Below are 18,739 nucleotides of genomic sequence, written 5' to 3'. Positions count from 1 at the left end.
ACCTTGATATGGCCCAATTTCCCGCCAAGGTCCAGTGGCTTGCGCCCTCGCTGGAGCCCTCCCGGCGGGAAGGGGCAGTTTTGCCTCAGCCCGGTCAATGTGGCGTTAACCCCGGCTCAGCTTTCCGCCGGTGCCAGCGCCGTCACTTCAATCTCGATACGGAACTTGGGATCGATCAGGTTGCACTCAATCATCGTTGCCGCCGGCGGGTTGGCGCCAAAGGTCTCGGCCAGAACCGGCCAGCAGGGCTCAAACTCTGCCGCGTCCGGCAGGTAGTAGTTGACTCGCACCACATCGGCAAAGCTGGCGCCCGCTTTCTCCAGCGCCGCGCCGATGGTGTCCAATGCCGACCGGCACTGCGCCACCACATCCTCGCCCTGCCCGACCGTTCCGGCCACATGCACAAAACCGCCCGCAACTACGGCGCGGCAATAGCCGATCTTGGCCTCGAATTCACCGCCGGAGGAAATCCGTTTGATCATAGCCCTTTACCTTCTTCTGGCTGAAAATATCCCGGGGGAGCAGCGGCGTGCTGCTGCGGGGGCAGAGCCCCCAAGCCAAGCCGTCCTCCAAAAAAGAAACGGCGCGGAAGAAACCGCGCCGTTTGAACCAAGTTCTATCCGCTCACCCCGCAGACGCCGGCTCTTTCTCGGCATCCGCGTGGATCATCAGCGGCTGCGCGTCCGAGGTCACCGCCTCTTCGTTGACGACCACCTTGGTCACGCTGTCCATGCCCGGCAGATCGAACATGGTATCCAAGAGGATGTCCTCCATGATCGAGCGCAGGCCGCGGGCGCCGGTCTTGCGTTCGATCGCCTTGCGGGCAATCGCCTTCAGCGCCTCGTCGGTAAAGTCCAGCTCGGTGTCTTCCAGTTCGAACAGGCGCTGGTACTGCTTGACCAGGGCGTTTTTCGGCTGGGTCAGGATGGTGACCAGCGCGTCCTCGTCCAGGTCCTCCAGCGTCGCCAGAACCGGCAGACGGCCGACGAATTCCGGGATCAGGCCGAATTTCAGCAGGTCTTCCGGCTCCAGGTCCTGGAAGATCTCGCCAACGCCGCGGTCGTCGTTGTCGCGCACATCGGCGCCAAAGCCCATCGCCGAGCCCTTGCCGCGCTGCGCGATGATTTTGTCGAGGCCGGCAAAGGCGCCGCCGCAGATGAACAGGATGTTGGTGGTGTCCACCTGCAGGAATTCCTGCTGCGGATGTTTGCGCCCGCCCTGCGGCGGAACGGAAGCCACTGTGCCTTCCATCAGCTTCAGCAGTGCCTGCTGCACGCCCTCGCCCGAGACGTCGCGGGTGATCGAGGGGTTTTCCGACTTGCGGGTGATCTTATCGACCTCGTCGATATAGACGATGCCGCGCTGCGCACGCTCGACGTTGTATTCCGACGCCTGCAGCAGCTTCAGGATGATGTTCTCAACATCCTCGCCCACGTAACCGGCCTCAGTGAGCGTGGTGGCATCCGCCATGGTGAAGGGCACATCCAGGATCCGCGCCAGCGTCTGCGCCAGCAGGGTTTTGCCGCAACCGGTGGGGCCGATCAGCAGGATGTTCGACTTTGCCAGTTCAATGTCCGAGCCCGCTTTTTGCGCATGATTCAGACGCTTGTAATGGTTGTGCACCGCAACCGAAAGCACCCGCTTAGCGGTGGCCTGGCCGATCACGTAATCATCCAGCACCTGGCAGATGTCCTTGGGCGAAGGCACCCCGTCGGTGGCCTTCAGCCCGGAGGCCTTGGTCTCTTCACGGATGATATCCATGCACAGTTCAACGCATTCATCGCAAATGAATACGGTGGGGCCTGCGATCAGCTTGCGCACTTCATGCTGGCTCTTGCCGCAGAAGCTGCAGTAGAGGGTGTTTTTGCTGTCGCCGCCTGAATTCGTCGCCATGGTCTACCTTTCAGTCCGCCCGGTCCGCTGCACCCGCGCTGCGGGGCATTTCATCTTTCTGCCAGCTTAAGCCAGTGCTTAGGCCGCCACAATGTGAAAGTGCGCCCCAAATTCACCGCGGGGCGCACCGCTGTTCACAAGATCAGGCGTCAGGCCTGCTCGTCATCGCCTTTGGCTCGGTTTTCAACGATCTCGTCGATCAGACCGAATTCCTTGGCCTCTTCCGGCGACATGAAATTGTCGCGCTCCAGCGCGTTGACCACGGTGTCATAGTCCTGGCCGGTGTGCTTGACGTAGATCTCGTTCAGGCGCTTCTTCAGCTTCAGGGTCTCTTCGGCGTGGATCATGATATCGGTCGCCTGGCCCTGGAAGCCGCCAGAGGGCTGGTGCACCATCACGCGGGAGTTCGGCAAGCTGAAGCGCATGCCCTTTTCGCCGGCGGTCAGCAGCAGCGAACCCATCGACGCCGCCTGGCCGATAACCAGGGTCGAGACCTTGGGCTTGATGTACTGCATGGTGTCATAGATCGACAGGCCAGAGGTCACGACGCCGCCGGGCGAGTTGATGTACATTGAGATTTCCTTGGACGGGTTTTCCGCCTCAAGATGCAGCAGCTGCGCCACGATCAAAGAGCTCATGCCATCGTGAACCGGCCCGTTCACAAAGATGATCCGCTCCTTCAGCAGGCGGGAAAAGATGTCATAGGCCCGCTCGCCCCGGCTGGTCTGCTCAACCACCATCGGGACCAGGGTGTTCATGTATGTTTCTCTGGGATCAATCATTTCGACCTGCCTGCTTTGAATTATGTCCGGCACCATACCCGACAGAGTGTTACCCGAGTTTTAGTATCGCCCCATTTGACCTGCAAGGGGCGGCGGGCATTTTACGCTGCCGCAAACCTGCGTGCGGTGTCGCAATCCGCAGGAACGCTGTCGCTATTCTCGGGCTGCGGCCAGCGGCAGCGCCTTAGGTAGCAAAACCAAGTCCGAATTCCGCCCGGCTGCTGTGCTGCCCGGGTGCTGCGCTGGGGTCCCGTCATGGCCGATGACAGTTTCGTTCAGAAAGGCGCCGCCGCCAATCTCGCCATCCCGTTTGAGGGCGAGCCGCAGGATTTCTATTTCCTGCTGCTGCCCAAGGCGACGATGCTGCCGGTGGCCGCCGCCATCGAACCTTTGCGCATCGCCAACCAGGTCACCGGCACACGGCTTTACCGCTGGTACATCATGACGGAGGACGGCCAGCCGGTGCGCTGCTCCAACGGCATGGTGGTAACGCCGGACACCCCGCTGCAACCGCTGCCTTCGGATTCGCTGGGTTTTGTCTGTGCAGGCGTCGAACCGCACGCCGCCGCCAGCGAGGTCACCCTGAACTGGCTGCGCCGCGAGAGCCGCTTTGGCCGCTCCATCGGCGGCATCTGCACCGGTGCCTTTGCGCTGGCCCAGGCCGGGTTGATCAAGAATCACAAGTTCACCCTCCACTGGGAAAACCAGCCGGGCTTTCTGGAAAGCTATCCGAACCTGGAGCCCTCGCCGAATATCTTCGAAATCTCCGGCCCACTGATGACTTGCGGCGGCGGCAATGCCGCAACCGACATGATGCTGCACCTGATCGAAGAGCGCCACGGCAAGCAGCTGGCGATCATCGTCGCCGACATGTGCCTGCACGTGCGCTCCGGCGGCCAGGCGGCGCCGCAGAAATCGAACTATGCGGTGGCCATCGGCAGCCGAAACCAGCGCCTGCTCAATGCGCTGCAGCTGATGCAGGAATTAATCGAGGAGCCGCTGTCGATCGGCGAGCTCTGCGACCGGCTCGACATCTCCCGCCGCCAGTTGGAACGGCTGTTCTCGCGCTATCTGAACCAAAGCCCGATGCACGTCTATTTCGACATGCGCCTGAGCCACGCCTTTGCGCTGATGAACGAAACCTCGATGTCCGTCACCGAAATCGCGCTGGCCTCGGGCTTCAACTCCGCCACCCATTTCTCGCGCCAGTTCAAACGCAAGTTCGGCGCCTCCCCGCATTTCTTCCGCAAGGGTTGGAGCTGAGCGCCGTTCTGCCCGAAGAAATAGCTGAGCTTGAGGCGCCCCGCCCCGGCGGGGCACTGCAGTGATGCCGCGGTGCAACGCTTACTTGCGCTCTCAATCCATGGTAGCATCAGCCACATATTTGCCTGATTTTTCCTCTATCCCAAGCCACACGCCAAAGGAGATCAAGAAGAAGACACCACACCTGCCGGAAACTGCAGTCCGGCACAGGCCCCCAGCAGCCGGATCGGCCGGATAGTACTTTTTAGCTGCCCTTTAATACCCCCCGCTCCCCTCCACCCATTTCAGGAAACGGAGCGACTTAATTTCTTTAACCAATCAGGTATTCTATGCGCCGTTTCCCAGTCACCGACCTGCCGCAAGACAGACGCGCGGCGGGCAGCAGCATAAGCACGTTCTTAACGGCTAGTGCCGTGGCGGTCCCGGTGCTGCTCGCCGTGTCGGCGGGGAACCTTGCGGACCCGATAGTCCGTTACGACGACTATCCAGCCCTGTTGGCCCAGCCCGAAGGGTTTTGGCAGAAAACCCTGACCGAAGGCCGCTGGCTCAACTACCTGTGGCACCTGCGCGGCGTCGTCACGCCGGCCTGGCTGAATTTCGTTCTGTTCCAAATCCTGTGGGGCGTGACCGCAACCGCCATTGCCACTGCCGCTACCCCGCCCGGCAACCGCAGGTGGTTTGCCATTGTCCTGGCTCTGACCCTGCTGCCCGCTCCACCGGTGTTTCTGATGGCGCCCTGGTCCAGCACTCTCATCCCCGGGTTCGCGGTGCTGGCGCTGTTTGCCTGCCTCGCCCTTGTGCTGTCACAAGCCGCGCTGCGCTGGCTGCTGCCGCCGTTCACGCTGCTTGCGTTCACCGCCTACACCACTTTCCCGCTGATCCTGTTCGCGATCTGCCTGATCAGCACCCGTCAGCGCTCGCTGCGGGATCTCACCGGTCTGGTGATCCTGTTCGGGGCCAGTTTCGCCGCTGCCGTGCTGGCGGTCTATACCCTGAACTGGCAGTCCCACGGTGTTCTTGGCATCCCGCTGGACCCCGCCCGCAGCCCCGACCCGGCGCGGGATCTGGCAGGGCTGTGGCCGCATCTGCCGCTGCTGAAAGAAACACTGTCGGTCCTGCTCGGCAAGCTCAGCTTCCAGTCCACGCCGGTTCTGCTGTTTCACCTGTGCCTGATGAGTACTGCCACAGCAGTGCTGCTGCGCCGCCAGCCGCTCGAAGCGCTGTATCTCTGGACCGCGCTTGCGGCAGGGATGGCCCTGATGGCCCTGCAGGTACTGAAACTGGGCGTGACAATCCCGGTGCGGGCCTTTCATTTCACTTGGATCCTCTATGCGGTGCTGATCGTGCGCGCCGCGCAAGAACTCAGCCGCGGCCCTGGCCTGCCGGGGCGGCTGGCCCGCAATGCCGTGCTGCTGGTTGCGCTCAGCTACCTGGTGCAGACCGCGGTGCAATTCACCCGTTTTCGCGACTGGCAGCACGAGACCCGCGCGATGGCCGCCGCCATTGCCGCGCAACCGGGGCCGGTCTACGCCACTGGCAGCATTCTGGACCACCCGGCAGCGCGCAAGGCAGGGCTTCACCGGGCCAGCAGCCTGGCCAGCCGGCTGGAGCTTCTGACCGGGCGCCAAGTCTCCCTCTGCGGGACAACTGCCGAAACCTGCGCCCATCTGCCGCCAGACCTGCGCAGCCCCGCGCCGGAGCCGCAGCCGCAAGCCCGGCTGGAACGTTTCAAGGGCGCAAGCGTCCTTGTGTTCCCGCCGCGGCAATAGAAGGTCCGGCTCCCAAGTGAAAAAGGGCGCCTTTAGCGCCCTTTCTCAACACCCTTCAGGGCTGCTGCTTACTGTGAATAGGACTGCAGATAGGCGATCACCGCCTCGATATCGCTTTCCTTTTTCAGCCCGGCAAAGGACATCTTGGTGCCCTTCATGTACTTCTTGGGCTTAGCCAGAAAGGCCGCCAGCTCGGCTTCATCCCAGACCAGTCCGCCTTCCGCCGCGGCCTTCATCGCCTTGGAATAGCGGAAGCCTTCCTCATGCCCCGCCGGCGCACCGACGATGCCGTTCAGGATCGGCCCGGTCTTGGACTTGGCGCCCTCGCCGACCTGGTGGCAAGCCTTGCACTTCTTGAAGGTCTTCTCACCCTTGGCCACCAGCTCCGGGTCAAGAACCGCAGCAGTTTCAACGGGTTCTTCAACCGCCTCTTCCGCTGCTGCTTCCTGTGCGGGCGCCGCTCCGGCAGGCGCTTCTGCGCTTTCCTCCTCCGGCGTCACATCCAGCACCAAGGCGCGCATGGTGATCTCGACGTTTTCCTTGCAGTTCTCAATGCAAGGCTCCGGGTTCCAGAAGTGCTTCTCCGCCTCCAGCCGGTCATCCAGAATGAAACCATCCGCATTCGGAAGCTCCACTTCCAGGAAGGTCTCTTCCGAAAGAACGAACTCGTCATCCACCAGATCGTTGGAATAGAGGATGTAGGCCACAATGGCATAGACCTCGTCCGGCGTCAGCGACTGCGCATCGCCGAAAGGCATCGACCGGTTCACGTAGTCCCAGGTGGTCGACAAGTAGGGCCAGTAGCTGCCCACCGTCTTCAGCGGGTCCTCATGGTCCAGCGTACCCTGCCCGCCTGCCAGCTTGGGCCAGTTGCCCACGCCCTCGGCAAAATCGCCATGGCAGACCGCGCATTTCTCGGCAAAGACCTCCTCACCGGTGAACACATCGCCCGAGCCCGCAGGCAAGCCGGTGCCATCCGGCGCCACGTCCAGATCCCAGGCCGCGATTTCCTCCGGCAAGGCCGGACGGCCCAGGCCGAATTTCTCCGCCGCAACAGGCCCAGCACCCAGAGCCGCCAGCGATACAGCCAATAGAATGTTCCGCCCGGCCGACAGGCCGGGCAGCGCCCGGCCGCCCTCATGGGCGGGCGCTTCGCTTTCCGCCCGCGGCCGGGCGCTGCCCTCTGCTCTGTTGTTCAGCCTGTTAGGAAACCTCGACATTTTCCGCCTCCCCGTTTGCCTTGACCCACCAGGTCTGGATGGCGTTGTTGTGATAGATCGAATTCAAGCCCCGCACCTCGCGCAGCTGCGCCTTGGTGGGCTGCACATAGCCGGAAGAATCCTTGGCCCGGCTCTGCAGCAGCATCTCGGAGCCGTCCCAGTTGATATCCAGGTAGAACCGGGTCAGCGCCTTGTCCGTTCCCGGCGCCGCCAGCCGCGCCTCGGCCCAGGTTTTGCCGCCGTCCAGCGACACATCCACTCCCGTGATCGCGCCGCGGCCCGACCAGGCCAGACCGGTGATCACCAGCGGCCCCGCGCCATGCTTGATGGGCGCCTGCGGGCTGGGGCTGGTGACGACGGATTTCGCATCCATCTCCCAGGTCCACTTGCGGCTGACGCCATTGGCCAGCGTGTCGGTGTATTTCGAGGTCTCCTCGCGGCTTTCGACCGGCTGGTCCATGACCTCGACCCGGCGCAGCCATTTGACCCACATGTTGCCTTCCCAGCCCGGCACCACCAGGCGGACGGGATAGCCATGCTCCTTGCGCAGCGCCTCGCCATTGGCCTTGAAGGCCACCAGCACGTCGTCCATCGCCTTCTCCAGCGGGATCGAGCGCCCGTTGGAGGACGCATCCGCGCCTTCCACATAGACCCATTTGCCCTCGGGATTGACGCCAGCTTCCTCCAGCAGCGTCCGCAGGGACACGCCGGAGTATTCCATATTGTGGATCATCCCGTGGGTGAACTGCGCGCCATTGAGCTGCGCGCCCGCCCATTCCATGCCGGAATTCGCCGCGCATTCGCAGAAATAGACACGGTTCTCACGCGGGAAACGCTCCAGGTCTTCGTAAGTGAACACCAGCGGCGTATCGACCAGACCGTTGATCATCAGCCGGTAATCTTCCTTGCGCAGCTCGATGGCGCCCGAATGATGACGCTCGAACGCACACCCCTGCGGCGTGATCGTGCCGTCCAGCGCATGGATCGGCGTGAAGTTGATCGAACTGATGGTGTCCGCCGTCAGCCACTCCACGTTGCGGCGCACCACGTCGCTTTCGTATTTGATCGGCAGGCCATAGGGCGTGGCATCCACCCCCTCGCCCAGACCGCTGGCCCACTCCTGCACTTCGGTGATCAGCGGATCGGGTGTTGCTGCCTTGGCAGCCCCGGCCGCCACTGCCCCTGCGCCAGCCGCTGCCGCTCCGGTCAGGAACTGGCGGCGCGAGGGCGCCAGGCTCTTGGCGTCGTCACTCATCTTTATTTGCCTCCTTACATAGATAAATTCACGTTCGTGAATTCAACTGCGCAAAATTTTTTCGGTCTGCCCGCCGCCAGGGCGGGTGTGATCTGCCCCTGCCGGGGCAGGCGCTGATTAGGCGCCCGCCACCTGCACGGAGGTATTCGGTTTCAGGCTCACGGTGCCCAGCTTGCGGATATGATCCTCGACAACATCCCAGATCATCGGCCCCTCTGTGCCTTCATTCACACTGGCCCAGCCGGCCACCACATAGGACTTCGCCGGGTCGATCGCTTCGCCCGTTTTCAGCAGCGTCATCTCGCTGATACGCTCGCCCTGCGGCTTGGTGATGTCGATGCGGTAGCCCATGCCGCCGATCCGCACCATGTCGCCGCCCTGCTGGTAATAGGGATCGGGGTTGAAGATGTTGTCGGCAACGTCCTCCAGGATCACCTTGATGAACTCGCCTGTCATCTCGCTCCGGTAGGCCTCGCCGTAGGACATAGAGGTCACGTTCCAGATATCCTCGCGGGTGATATCATCCCCCGGCACCAGCGACGGGCCCCAGCGCACGCCGGGCGACATGGCAATATCCGCTTCCCGCTCGCTCAGCAGCGCATCGCAGATCAGGTCGTCCCAGGTGCCGTTGAAGTTGCCGCGGCGGTACAGCAGCGTATCGGTCTGGCCGATCACCTCCTCCAGCTGCGCCTTGTAGGGCGCGCGTTCGGCGTCGATCAGCTGTGCCACCGCCGGGTCCGGCGCGATCACGTCCGAGAACACCGGGATCAGCTTATGCCGCAGCCCCATCAGCTGGCCGTCACGCACATCCAGATCGACGCGGGAGACGAACTTGCCATTGGAACCGGACGCGATGATATGGGTTTTGCCGACCAGCACCGGCTCCGGCAGCGCGTCGTGGGTGTGGCCCGACAGAATAACGTCGATGCCCTGCACCTTGCCGGCCATCTTCTTGTCGACGTCGAAACCGTTGTGGCTCAGCACCACCACCAGATCCGCGCCCGCGGCGCGGACCTCATCCACCATCATCTGCATGTTCTCGTCACGGATGCCGAACGAATACTCCGGGAACATCCAGCGCGGGTTGGCGATCGGCATATAGGGGAAGGCCTGGCCGATAACCGCCACCTTGGCGCCGCCGCGCTCAAAGAACTTGTAGGGCTTGAACAGCTCGGCCGGCTCATCCCATTCGGCATCAAAGATATTCTGGCCAAGCGCGGCAAAGGGCAGGCCCTCGACAATCTCGTTCACCCGGTCGCTGCCCAGCGTGAATTCCCAGTGGAAGGTCATTGCATCCGGCTTCAGCGCGTTCATCACGTTGACCATGTCCTGGCCTTGCGTGTGATGGCAGGTGTAGGAGCCATGCCAGGTATCGCCGCCGTCAAACAGCAGCGCATCGGGACGGTCGGCACGGATGGAGTTGATGATCGTCGCCACCCGGTCCATCCCGCCGACACGGCCGTACATGGCGGCCAGCGCCGAGAAATCATCATAGGTCAGCGCATAGGCCGAGGGGCTGCCGTCAGCGATGCCATAGGCCTTGCGGAAGTCGGCGCCGGTAATGTGGGGCACATGGCCCTTGTTCTCGCCAACCCCCAGATTGATCGACGGCTCGCGGAAATAGATCGGCTTAAGCTGCCCGTGAATATCGGTCACATGGATCAGGCTGATGTTGCCAAAGGTGTCAAACTCCAGCAGCTGGTCCTGGGTCAGCGACTGCTGCGCAGCCAGCCGCGCCCAATTGCCAAAGCCTGACGCCCCCACCATGGCCGAGGCGGCCATGGAAACCTGCAGAAAATCGCGGCGCGAGATCATGAGTACCGGTATCCTGTATGCTCACGCGACATATTCACGTGAATGAATGTTTTAGAAGAGACACGCCCCGCACCTGGTTACAGGCACGGGGCGCAAAGATCAGTTGCGGACGGAAGGAGCTTCGACCGACAGCCCGTTGCCGCGCGAGGCGACATAGAGTTCCAGCGCGACAAATTCGGCCGAGCCCGGCTTGTAGGTCTCGGCGCGGGTGTCGCGCACGCAGCCCTTAAAGCGCGCATGCGCGGTGTTCAGCTTGGTGTTCTTCAAGCGGTACACCGGGAAGCCGTTGATCTGGCCCTGGCTCAGATGGTCGGCGCGGATCATGTTGCCATAGTTGTCCTCATGGCAGTTGGCGCAGGACAGCTCCAGCTGGCCGGTGCGCGTGTAATACATCTCCTTGCCCTTCTCCCAGGTCGCCTGGACCGGGCCGTCGATGGCCACGTTCACCGGCATCCCGCGGGACTGGACCGAAATCAAAGCTTCCATCGCGGCCATCTTGCCGCCGGAGTATTTCCACTTCTCGGCGCCCATCTGGTTTTCGCGGCAGTCGTTGATCTGCATGTTCAAGGTGCGGACTTCGCCGGCGGCTTCGTTCCACTTCGGATACACCGCGCGCACGCCTGCCATGCTTTCCTCGACATCGCCGTGGCACGACGCGCAGGACTTGCCCTCGGAGCCGTCGGCAGTGTCCCAGGCTTCCTGCGCCTGATCGACAAACACCATCGCCGGGTTCTCGAAGTCATCCATCTGCAGGGCCTGCGTTTCGTCGGAGCGGAAGTGCCAGCCCGACATCACCTCATCCAGCACATCCGCCACATGGGCGGGTGCTGCGGCCTTGGTAACCATCTCGATGTCCTCGTTGACCACCAGCTTGTCGTCATCGGGGCCTGCGCCCGCTGCCACCGGCAGCGCCAGCACCGCGGCAATTGCTGTGATTGCCTTTTTGTTCATTCCTTTTCCTCCCTTGGGTGCCTGCCCTGCCCGGCGCGAACCGGACAGGACGCGTGCCTGAAGATCCGGAACGGATCAGCCGATGGCGATTTTCTTTTTGGTGTCGTAGACGGAGCCGTCGTCGTCATACCAGGTAAAGACGAACTCGCCCGCTTCCGGCACGGTCGCGTCGAACTCGAAATACGGGTTGGTGGAGATCGCGGGCTCCATCGCGACGTCCAGCACCATGGTGCCGTTGAACTCGCAGGTGAAGCGGTTGATGATCGAGCGCGGGATCAGGTTTCCTTCCTTGTCCTTGCGCTGGCCGCTTTCCATCTTGTGGCTGATCAGCGTCTTGATGGTGACCGCCTCACCGGCGGCAGCGGTTTTCGGGACCTTGACGCGGGGTTTAACACCGGATGCCATGTCTTTAATTCTCCTTAGGAATTCCGTTCAGGGAGCGGGCGGCCTCAGCCGCCGCAGCCGCCGATGGTGACTTTGACGGTGGCGCTGGCCTTGGCAAAGGAGCCGTCTGCCATCTTGGCAACCGCAACCACGTCCTGGGTGCCTGCCAGGCGGATCCGGGTGGAGGCCGACTGCTGCGCTGCGCCAGGGCCGAAGTTGAAGGTGGCCACACCCGGTTCCGGGTTGCCGGTGGCCAGCACCAGGATCGCGGTGGCGCCCGGCGCCTCGACCGAAACCGGAACGGTGTTGCCGTTTTCGGCAATCTCGGGCGCGGTCAGGGTCACGCCCCCTTCGGCCATATCGGCACCGCCGGTAAAGGCGGCGATCCGGTCATCCGCCGCCGCAGTCGCACGGAACGGCAGCACGGTAACCACGGCAGCGCCCAGGCCCATCGCCAGGGTCTCACGGCGTGAGAACTCCATCATATCTCTCCTTTGAATTCACATCGGTGCGGAGCGCGGGACGCCCCCCGCCCGTGCCTTACTCTTCTTTCAGCGTCGCGAGGAACGCGACCACATCCTCGATCTCCTGCGCCGTCAGGATCGGCGGCAGCGGCTCAGCCCCGGCCTCGCCGGTATAGGCATCGCCCGGACGGATGAAGCCTTCGACCTTGTAGAAGGCCGGCATCATCGTGTCCTCGAATGTCATCTTTGCATTGGCGATCAGGCCGCGCAGCTCTTCCTCGGTCCAGCGGTCGCCGGCGCCATCCAGCGACGGGCCGATTTCGCCATGGAACGGCACATCCGCCAGGGCTGTCACCTGATGGCAGGCCACACAGTTGCCCTTGGACTTGGTGCCGGCAATCACCGCGCCGCTGGCCGCATCGCCGGCAACGCCGGTCAGCGAGGCTGCAACCTCACCCGACTCGCCATACTCCACCGCCTTCGGAGCAACCTCCCCGGCCAAAGCCGCAGTCCCGGCCAGGCTTAGCGCCAGTGTCAGAGATGTAAGCTTCATGTTTCCTCCCATTGGCTGCCGCTTTTACCGGGCGGCTTGCTTAGCTTTGCATACCGTAGGGCACAGCGCCCCCGCTACGCAACAACAAATTCATTATTGTGAATTTTTGTAGATGATGCGCAAATCGTCAGTCTGTGGACCCATTGTTGCGCTCCTGAATGCGGCGCGCGTGATAGCGCTGGAAATCTTCCCCGTTATCAAGCGCATAGCGCTTTTCATTGACCCATGTAAACATGTCCTGCGTGGTTCCCGCGCCAAATGCGCCAGGCATGATCGCCACCGCGGCCTCGGGTGCTGTGGCATTGTCCCCCACCTCTTCGGGCAGGAACAGAATCGTCGGCGTGAACAGCACCCCCCATTTGCGGGCCATGTCCTTCTCCGCCAGCGTCTCGCCATCAAAGTCGGTGACCTCCACGTCGCCGTAAAGGTTCAGCTGCACGACAAAGAAATTGTCCTCAATATACTGGCTGATCTCCGGCCGGGGAAAGATCTCCTCATGCATCTTGGTGCAGTAGACGCAACCGCGCTGCTCAAAGATCAGCGCCAGCCGTTTGCCCTCGCCGTTGGCCTCCTCCAGGTCCTCGCGCAGGTCCTTGAAGGTGTCCCGCATCCACGACGTCTTGTGCAGCCCGTCGTCGCCCAGCTCCGCCGCTGCCAGCGGCCCGGCCAGAACCACGGCCATTAACACTTTCGCAATATTTCTCAGCATGTTGACCTCCAAACCTCATTTACCCGATTGCGCTGAACCCCGGCACCCAGCGGATCATCGCCTCAGCGATCAGCCGCACCCCGCCGGTGGCGATCAGCACCGCAAACAAAACCAGCATTGCGCCCATGCCCTTTTCCACCCAGGCAAAGGCGCTGCGGTGGCGCGCGACCCAGCCCAGGAACGGTTTGGCAAACAGCGCCGCGACCACAAAGGGCGCCGTCATGCCCAGCCCGTAGACCAGCAGCAGCACCCCGCCCCGCCACACCTCGCCCATGCCGGAGGCGATCATCAGGATCGACGCCAAGAGCCGGCCCGACGCAAGGCGTCCAGCCGAACCCGAACGCCAGCCCCATCAGATAGGCACCCAAGACTGTGGACGGCTCCGCGCTGCTCTCCATCCGCGCCTCGCGGTACAGAAGCGGGATCCTCACCACGCCCAGAAAATGCAGCCCGAACAGCAGCAGCAGCGCCGCCGCGCCATAGGACAGAACCTCCAGATACTGCCCGAACAGCTGCCCCAGCGCGGTTGCCCCCATGCCCATCAGCATGAACACCGTGGTGACCCCGGCGGCAAAACACACGGCCGACACCAGCAGCCGCCGCTGCGCACCGGCGGCAATCGCCCCGTCCCCGCGCAGTTCTGCCATCGACAGCCCGCCCATGTAGGACAGGTAAAACGGCACCATCGGCAAAATGCAGGGGGTGAAAAAGCTCAGCAAACCTGCGATCAAGGCGCCAAACAGGGTAATTTCGAGCATCGCACCCCCAAAAGGCCCTACGCGAACGTTATCCGGGCCCGGCTTGTGTCATTCACATATTCGAATTATGTTGTTTCTAACGGTACCGTCAACAGATGGAATGAAACGCATGCGCTCCTTCCGGCATTTGGCTGCAGCTGCGGCCATAGCCTTTGCAACGCTGCCCGCCTGGGCGGCGGAACTGGTGATGGTCGAACAGCCGGGCTGCGAGTGGTGCGCCCGCTGGAACGCGGAGATCGCCCCGATCTACCCCAAAACGGCTGAGGGCAAACACGCGCCCTTGCGCCGTGTGGATCTGCGCGCCCTGCCCGATGATTTGCAAGTTACCCGCAGGGTCATGTTCACACCGACCTTCCTGGTGGTCGAAGACGGACAGGAGCGCGCGCGCCTCGAAGGCTACCCGGGTGAAGATTTTTTTTGGCCTTTGCTTGCAGATTTGCTAAGCGCCCATACAGGGTTTGTTGATAATACGAACTCAAAGGGCGGCAGCTGACCGCCCTGTTGGGGCAAGTGATAGGAGTGCGGCACCGCGGTGCCGCTCAGGAGACGGCACATGGCACTACCACAGTTTACCGCTGACATGGACCCGGAGGAGATGGACCGGATGGTCGAAAACGCGACCAAGGCGTCCAATTTCCTCAAGGCGATCAGCCACGAGGGCCGGCTGATGATCCTGTGCCATCTGGTCTCCGGCGAGAAATCCGTGACCGAACTGGAAGAGCTCTTGTCAGCCCGCCAGGCCGCCGTCTCCCAGCAACTCTCCCGCCTGCGTCTGGAAGGGCTGGTCATTCCCCGCCGGGAAGGCAAGGCGATTTTCTACCGACTGGCCGACGACAAGCCCCGCCGGATGCTGGAAGTGGTCTATGACCTGTTCTGCAAGGACGACGGCTGACGCCCGATTGAAATCCTGACATGTTTGACATCCTGACAGAACACCAGCTGGCCGCCTGCATCGGGCTGCTGGGCGGTGTTCTGCTGGGACTTGCCGCCCGGCTGGGGCGGTTCTGCACTTTGGGAGCTATCGAAGACCTGCTTTATGGCGGCTCGTCCCTGCGGATGCGGATGTGGGGGGTGGCCATCGGTGTGGCGGTCACCACCAGCTTTGCACTGATCGGGCTGGGCCTGGTGGATGCGGGCCAGTCCTTTTACCTGTCGATCCGCTGGATGCCCGCCGCCTCGATCCTAGGCGGCCTGATGTTCGGCTACGGCATGGCGCTCAGCGGCAACTGCGGTTATGGCGCAATTGCCCGGCTGGGCGGCGGCGACCTGCGCAGCTTTGTGATCGTGCTGGTGATGGGCGTTTCCACTTATGTCGTCCTCGCAGGCCCCCTCGCCCCTGTGCGGAACTATTTCTTTGCCCAGCAGGACGTCACCAACGAGATCCCGCCGGGACTCGCCCATTACGCCGCCGCCTGGAGCGGGCTGCCGCTGGCCGCCATCGGCACCACCGCGGGCCTGCTGATCCTGCTGGTCTCCCTCGCCAATGCCGAACTGCGCCGCGACAGGCAGGCGCTGTTCTGGTCCGCGGTTGTGGGGCTTGCAGTCACCTCCGGCTGGGCCGGAACCACCTTTGTGAACACCGCAGGGTTCGAGGCGCTGCCGGTGGTTTCCCACTCCTTCTCCGCGCCGTTGGGCGAGACGATCCTGTGGACCATGACCGGTTCCCTGCGCCCGCTGTCCTTTGCCGTCGGCTCCATCGCGGGGGTCTGGACCGGCGCGTTCCTCGGCTCACTGATCAAGGGCCATTTCCGCTGGGAGGCCTGCGAGGACCCGCGCGAGCTGCGCCGCCAGATTATCGGCGCCGCGATCATGGGCGCAGGCGCGGTGATTGCGATGGGCTGCACCGTCGGCCAGGGCCTCAGCGCGTTTTCGCTTCTGGCGGTCTCGGCGCCTGTCACCATGCTGGCGATCTTTGCCGGCGCCGCCATCGGGCTGCGGCAGCTGATCGAAGGCTTCCGGCCGGCAGAATAATCCGCTGTCCCCGCGGGGACAGGCCGGGGTTTCAGATTGCCCGCGCAAATGTGAAGTCTTGGTTAATTTTCATTAACGATTACATACGTGTTACACACCATTCCTAAGACATCCGGGTGTATCCGCCCTGCATCCACCGCATAGACGCCCCTTAACACTCCGGAGACCCCCGTGAACCGTGAGCAGATCATCAAAGACCCGCAAAACGGAAACAAGGCGGAAGCTTTTGAGGCCTCTGACGACATTCCGGTGAACCCGGCCCCCAGCCGCACCATCGGCGATGTGATCGCCGCCCGCTATGGCCGCCGCGCAATGCTGAAAGGCATGCTGGGCACCTCTGCCGCCACTGCCCTGTTCGGCACCTCCGCCCTGACCGCTCCGCGCCAGGCCAGCGCCGCGTCACCTGCGGCCCGAAGCCGCTATGCCTTTGACGAGCTGGCGTGGGGCAATGACGAAACGCACCATGTGGCGCCGGGCTATGACGCGGAGATCCTGCTGCGCTGGGGCGATCCGATCTTTGCCGGCGCGCCCGAATTCGACGTGATGAACCAGACGGCAGAGGCCCAACTGCAGCAGTTCGGCTACAACAACGACTACGTCGGCTTTGTGCCGCTCAACGCTGAGGGAACCCGCGGCCTGCTCTGCGTGAACCACGAATACACCAACGAGGAGGTGATGTTCCCGGGCCTCGGCCGCCAGGACAAGGCGGAGTTCGCCGGCATGACCCGCGAGCTGGTTGAGGTCGAGATGGCGGCGCATGGAGGCTCGGTTGTGGAGATTGCCCGCGGCGCTGATGGGAAGTGGGCCGTGGTGCCTGACGGCGCGATGAACCGCCGGATCTCGCCTTTGAACACGGTGATGGCCATTGACGGCCCCGCCGCAGGCCACCCGCGGATGCAGACCAGCGCCGATCCCAGCGGACGCGAGGTTATCGGCACCCTCAACAACTGCGCCGGCGGCATGACACCCTGGGGCACCTGGCTGATGGCCGAGGAGAACTTTCACGGCTATTTCTGGACCGACCGCCTCGACGCCGAAGGCGAGCCGGACCTTTCCGGCCAGCCGGAGGCGGCGCAAATGGCGCGCTACGGCGTGCCCGGCATGTGGTACGCCTGGGGCAAGTACCACGACCGCTTCAATACCGGCAAAGAACCCAATGAAGTGAACCGTTTCGGCTGGGTTGTTGAGGTCGACCCGATGGACCCGCTGTCGAAACCGGTGAAGCACACCGCCCTGGGCCGTTTCGCCCATGAGGGCGCGGAAACAACCCTGTCCCAGGACGGCCGGCTGGTGGTCTACATGGGAGACGATGCGCGGTTTGAGTATGTTTACAAATACGTCTCCCACGGCACGGTGTCAGAGGATCGCGCGGCCAACTCCCGGCTGCTGAGCGAAGGCACGCTCTACGTGGCCCGGTTTGAGGCGGACGGCACCTGCCGCTGGCTGCCGCTGGTGCATGGCCAGGGTCCGCTGACGGCAGAAAACGGCTTTGCCAGCCAGGCGGATGTGCTGATTGATACACGGCTGGCGGCGGATGCGCTGGGGGCCACTCCGATGGACCGGCCCGAGGATGCCTCGCCGCGCGGAGACGGCACTGCCTATGTGATGCTGACCAACAACGCCAAGCGCAAGGCCGACCAGACCGATGCCGCCAACCCGAGGCCGGAGTTGCGGTTCGGGCATATCATCGAAATCAAGGAGGACGGCGGCGACCATGCAGCCGCAAGCGGCCGATGGTCGATCCTGGTGAAATGCGGCGACCCGGGGATTGCCGCGGTCGGCGCCGAGTGGCACCCGGAGACGTCGCAGCACGGCTGGTTCGGCTCCCCCGACAACAGCGCGATGGACGCAGCGGGGCGGTTATGGGTGGCCACCGACCAGGGCAGCAAATGGGGCAAGACCGGCAAGTCGGACGGGCTTTACGGGCTGGAGACCGAAGGCAGCCTGCGCGGCCATTCCAAGCTGTTCTTCCGCTGCCCGGTGGGGGCTGAGCTGTGCGGCCCTTGCTTTACCCCGGACGGTGAGACGCTGTTCCTGGCCGTGCAGCATCCCGGCACCGACGGCACCAAGGACCTGAAGGGCTTCGGGCGCGCTTCGACGTTTGAGGACCCGGCCACACGCTGGCCGGATTTTGATCCGCAAATGCCGCCGCGGCCCTCGGTTGTTGCGGTGACCAGACAGGGCGGCGGCAAGATCGCCGTCTGATCCGGAAATCGCCGTTATCAAGCGGAGCGCGCCCCGCCCGGGGCGCGCGCAGGGTTCAGCCCTGGCGGGCCGCCTGCCGCCTGATGCACGCGATTGTGAGCAGCAAGGCCGCCGGCGTGCTTTAATAGCGGGAGAAACACCGTGGAGACCTGCCATGTATGCCAAGCGCCTGACAGCCGTCCTGATCCTTGCTGCCTCTGCCGCGGCTGCCGGAAGCATCGCACCGCGCGATGGCTGGGCGGTGCATGAAACCGCAAAACCCTATGCGCAGCTGATTGAAGACGTCAAAGCCGCCGCCAAGGCCGAAGGGCTGGGGGTGGTCACCCAGGCGGGCCCCACCCAGGCGGCAGCGGCCCGCGGCATCACCATCCCCGGCAACCGTGTCATTGGCCTGTTCAACAATGACTTCGCGGTGAAGATCCTCGCCCTCTCCACCGCCGCGATGATCGAGGCGCCGGTGCGGATGTATGTGACCGAGGAGGCGGACGGCAGCGCCACCCTGTCCTACAAGCTGCCCACCTACGTCTTTGCGCCTTACGCGGACGAAGGCGGCGCGGGGCTGGCGGCCCTCGCAGGCCAGCTCGACCGCCGCTTTGCGCTGATCGCCGGACGGGCGCTGAAATAACCGCTCCGGGCTGTTTCCGCGATGCGGCCGGCAGCGCAAGGAATGCGCCGGTTTCCGCCGCAGCATTTCTCACACTGGCGTGAGCGGGCTTGCGCGCGGGCGCAGCCTCGGCAATCTGGCGG

Annotated in this window: 18 protein-coding genes and 1 pseudogene; 7 read left to right on the top strand and 12 right to left on the bottom strand. The window is 63.4% G+C overall.

All coding sequences use genetic code 11. The annotated features are described in order from the left end of the window. Positions 1–116: 116 nt before the first annotated feature. From ACXAED_RS16305 to ACXAED_RS16295, 3 genes are all read right to left on the bottom strand, one after another. Positions 117–482: a RidA family protein gene (locus ACXAED_RS16305; protein WP_475051412.1), complete on the bottom strand. Its 366-nt coding sequence runs from the start codon at positions 480–482 to the stop codon at positions 117–119. 142 nt (positions 483–624) lie between these two features. Continuing rightward, positions 625–1,893: an ATP-dependent Clp protease ATP-binding subunit ClpX gene (gene clpX, locus ACXAED_RS16300; protein ID WP_475051411.1), complete on the bottom strand. Its 1,269-nt coding sequence runs from the start codon at positions 1,891–1,893 to the stop codon at positions 625–627. A 149-nt stretch (positions 1,894–2,042) separates the two neighbouring features. Next, on the bottom strand, positions 2,043–2,675 hold the full coding sequence (locus ACXAED_RS16295; RefSeq protein WP_058287204.1) for an ATP-dependent Clp protease proteolytic subunit: 633 nt from the start codon (positions 2,673–2,675) through the stop codon (positions 2,043–2,045). Positions 2,676–2,930: 255 nt separating this feature from the next. On the opposite strand from ACXAED_RS16295, the gene ACXAED_RS16290 reads away from it, so the two are divergent. Together ACXAED_RS16290 and ACXAED_RS16285 are read left to right on the top strand one after the other, a co-directional pair. Continuing rightward, entirely contained in the window at positions 2,931–3,938 is a 1,008-nt protein-coding gene (locus ACXAED_RS16290) for a GlxA family transcriptional regulator (protein WP_475051408.1), read from the top strand. Positions 3,939–4,351: 413 nt separating this feature from the next. Further along, entirely contained in the window at positions 4,352–5,707 is a 1,356-nt protein-coding gene (locus ACXAED_RS16285; protein WP_475051407.1) for a hypothetical protein, read from the top strand. Positions 5,708–5,775: 68 nt separating this feature from the next. Here ACXAED_RS16285 and ACXAED_RS16280 read toward each other — a convergent pair whose 3' ends face one another. From ACXAED_RS16280 to ACXAED_RS16240, 9 genes and pseudogenes are all read right to left on the bottom strand, one after another. Further along, complete coding sequence (locus tag ACXAED_RS16280) at positions 5,776–6,822, bottom strand: c-type cytochrome (protein ID WP_475053134.1); 1,047 nt, start codon at positions 6,820–6,822, stop codon at positions 5,776–5,778. A gap of 88 nt (positions 6,823–6,910) precedes the next feature. Continuing rightward, a complete protein-coding gene (soxC, locus tag ACXAED_RS16275) occupies positions 6,911–8,182 on the bottom strand; it encodes a sulfite dehydrogenase (RefSeq protein WP_475051405.1) in 1,272 nt (423 codons plus the stop codon). A 117-nt stretch (positions 8,183–8,299) separates the two neighbouring features. Continuing rightward, positions 8,300–9,997, bottom strand: coding sequence for a thiosulfohydrolase SoxB (gene soxB, locus ACXAED_RS16270; protein WP_475051403.1), 1,698 nt, complete (start codon positions 9,995–9,997; stop codon positions 8,300–8,302). Positions 9,998–10,096: 99 nt separating this feature from the next. Next, positions 10,097–10,948, bottom strand: a complete 852-nt coding sequence (soxA, locus tag ACXAED_RS16265; protein ID WP_475051401.1) for a sulfur oxidation c-type cytochrome SoxA — start codon at positions 10,946–10,948, stop codon at positions 10,097–10,099. A gap of 75 nt (positions 10,949–11,023) precedes the next feature. Beyond that, entirely contained in the window at positions 11,024–11,353 is a 330-nt protein-coding gene (gene soxZ / locus ACXAED_RS16260; protein WP_475051398.1) for a thiosulfate oxidation carrier complex protein SoxZ, read from the bottom strand. 44 nt (positions 11,354–11,397) lie between these two features. Then, positions 11,398–11,814, bottom strand: a complete 417-nt coding sequence (gene soxY, locus ACXAED_RS16255; RefSeq protein ID WP_475051397.1) for a thiosulfate oxidation carrier protein SoxY — start codon at positions 11,812–11,814, stop codon at positions 11,398–11,400. Positions 11,815–11,872: 58 nt separating this feature from the next. Next, complete coding sequence (gene soxX / locus ACXAED_RS16250) at positions 11,873–12,349, bottom strand: sulfur oxidation c-type cytochrome SoxX (protein ID WP_475051396.1); 477 nt, start codon at positions 12,347–12,349, stop codon at positions 11,873–11,875. Between the two features lie 127 nt (positions 12,350–12,476). Next, a complete protein-coding gene (locus ACXAED_RS16245; RefSeq protein ID WP_475051395.1) occupies positions 12,477–13,058 on the bottom strand; it encodes a thioredoxin family protein in 582 nt (193 codons plus the stop codon). 19 nt (positions 13,059–13,077) lie between these two features. After that, positions 13,078–13,816, bottom strand: a pseudogene (locus tag ACXAED_RS16240) (cytochrome c biogenesis CcdA family protein). Between the two features lie 109 nt (positions 13,817–13,925). Between ACXAED_RS16240 and ACXAED_RS16235 the strand changes: the two are divergent. The 5 genes from ACXAED_RS16235 to ACXAED_RS16215 all read left to right on the top strand — a co-directional run bounded on the left by ACXAED_RS16235 (position 13,926) and on the right by ACXAED_RS16215 (position 18,617). Continuing rightward, a complete protein-coding gene (locus ACXAED_RS16235; protein WP_475053133.1) occupies positions 13,926–14,309 on the top strand; it encodes a hypothetical protein in 384 nt (127 codons plus the stop codon). A gap of 60 nt (positions 14,310–14,369) precedes the next feature. Then, positions 14,370–14,708 carry an ArsR/SmtB family transcription factor gene (locus ACXAED_RS16230; protein ID WP_475051393.1) on the top strand — a complete coding sequence of 113 codons (339 nt, stop codon included), beginning with the start codon at positions 14,370–14,372 and terminating at the stop codon, positions 14,706–14,708. A 20-nt stretch (positions 14,709–14,728) separates the two neighbouring features. After that, entirely contained in the window at positions 14,729–15,787 is a 1,059-nt protein-coding gene (locus ACXAED_RS16225) for a YeeE/YedE family protein (protein ID WP_475051392.1), read from the top strand. 171 nt (positions 15,788–15,958) lie between these two features. Next, positions 15,959–17,992 carry a PhoX family protein gene (locus tag ACXAED_RS16220; protein WP_475051390.1) on the top strand — a complete coding sequence of 678 codons (2,034 nt, stop codon included), beginning with the start codon at positions 15,959–15,961 and terminating at the stop codon, positions 17,990–17,992. Between the two features lie 154 nt (positions 17,993–18,146). Then, positions 18,147–18,617 (top strand): DUF302 domain-containing protein, encoded by a 471-nt coding sequence (locus tag ACXAED_RS16215; RefSeq protein ID WP_475051388.1) that lies wholly within the window; start codon positions 18,147–18,149, stop codon positions 18,615–18,617. Positions 18,618–18,739 lie beyond the last annotated feature (122 nt).

This window comes from Leisingera sp. ABM4_103, assembly GCF_056158685.1.
This window is presented reverse-complemented; position numbering and strand designations above follow the sequence as displayed.

Coding starts and splice junctions, on each gene's coding strand:
- ACXAED_RS16305 (WP_475051412.1), bottom strand. CDS start 482: ATGATCAAACGGATTTCCTCCGGCGGTGAATTCGAGGCCAAGATCGGC.
- clpX (WP_475051411.1), bottom strand. CDS start 1,893: ATGGCGACGAATTCAGGCGGCGACAGCAAAAACACCCTCTACTGCAGC.
- ACXAED_RS16295 (WP_058287204.1), bottom strand. CDS start 2,675: ATGATTGATCCCAGAGAAACATACATGAACACCCTGGTCCCGATGGTG.
- ACXAED_RS16290 (WP_475051408.1), top strand. CDS start 2,931: ATGGCCGATGACAGTTTCGTTCAGAAAGGCGCCGCCGCCAATCTCGCC.
- soxC (WP_475051405.1), bottom strand. CDS start 8,182: ATGAGTGACGACGCCAAGAGCCTGGCGCCCTCGCGCCGCCAGTTCCTG.
- soxB (WP_475051403.1), bottom strand. CDS start 9,997: ATGATCTCGCGCCGCGATTTTCTGCAGGTTTCCATGGCCGCCTCGGCC.
- soxA (WP_475051401.1), bottom strand. CDS start 10,948: ATGAACAAAAAGGCAATCACAGCAATTGCCGCGGTGCTGGCGCTGCCG.
- soxZ (WP_475051398.1), bottom strand. CDS start 11,353: ATGGCATCCGGTGTTAAACCCCGCGTCAAGGTCCCGAAAACCGCTGCC.
- soxY (WP_475051397.1), bottom strand. CDS start 11,814: ATGGAGTTCTCACGCCGTGAGACCCTGGCGATGGGCCTGGGCGCTGCC.
- soxX (WP_475051396.1), bottom strand. CDS start 12,349: ATGAAGCTTACATCTCTGACACTGGCGCTAAGCCTGGCCGGGACTGCG.
- ACXAED_RS16245 (WP_475051395.1), bottom strand. CDS start 13,058: ATGCTGAGAAATATTGCGAAAGTGTTAATGGCCGTGGTTCTGGCCGGG.
- ACXAED_RS16235 (WP_475053133.1), top strand. CDS start 13,926: ATGCGCTCCTTCCGGCATTTGGCTGCAGCTGCGGCCATAGCCTTTGCA.
- ACXAED_RS16230 (WP_475051393.1), top strand. CDS start 14,370: ATGGCACTACCACAGTTTACCGCTGACATGGACCCGGAGGAGATGGAC.
- ACXAED_RS16225 (WP_475051392.1), top strand. CDS start 14,729: ATGTTTGACATCCTGACAGAACACCAGCTGGCCGCCTGCATCGGGCTG.
- ACXAED_RS16215 (WP_475051388.1), top strand. CDS start 18,147: ATGTATGCCAAGCGCCTGACAGCCGTCCTGATCCTTGCTGCCTCTGCC.